Source organism: Zavarzinella formosa DSM 19928 (assembly GCF_000255705.1).
Taxonomy (GTDB): domain Bacteria; phylum Planctomycetota; class Planctomycetia; order Gemmatales; family Gemmataceae; genus Zavarzinella; species Zavarzinella formosa.
This window is the reverse complement of the sequence record NZ_JH636446.1, coordinates 380,489-380,730: the sequence shown is the minus strand read 5'-3', so window position 1 is coordinate 380,730 and position 242 is coordinate 380,489. Positions and strand designations below refer to the sequence as shown.

Annotated in this window: 1 protein-coding gene; it reads right to left on the bottom strand. The window is 64.5% G+C overall.

What is annotated here, in order from left to right; genetic code table 11:
• Positions 1–242, bottom strand: a 242-nt coding sequence (locus BGIM_RS66135; protein WP_202947364.1) for a hypothetical protein, incomplete at both ends; no start/stop codon positions are given.

The window sequence follows — 242 nt, the reverse complement described above, 5'->3', positions numbered from 1 at the left end:
GTGAGCGTGCCCGAGCCAAGGTCGCTGTCATTCGCTTCCGTCGCGGCAATCCCCCCGGTGGCGAGGAGAACTCCGACCGATGCGATAACGTCGCTCGATTCGGTGGTTGCGCCTGTTCCGGTGCATGACTCCAAACCCGAGGCCGTGGTGGTATCCGAGGCATCGGAGACGGTTCCCGATCCGGTGATCGTCAGAGTTCCCGTGGCCGAAATGGTGTCACCGGCTTCCGTGGCCGAGACCGG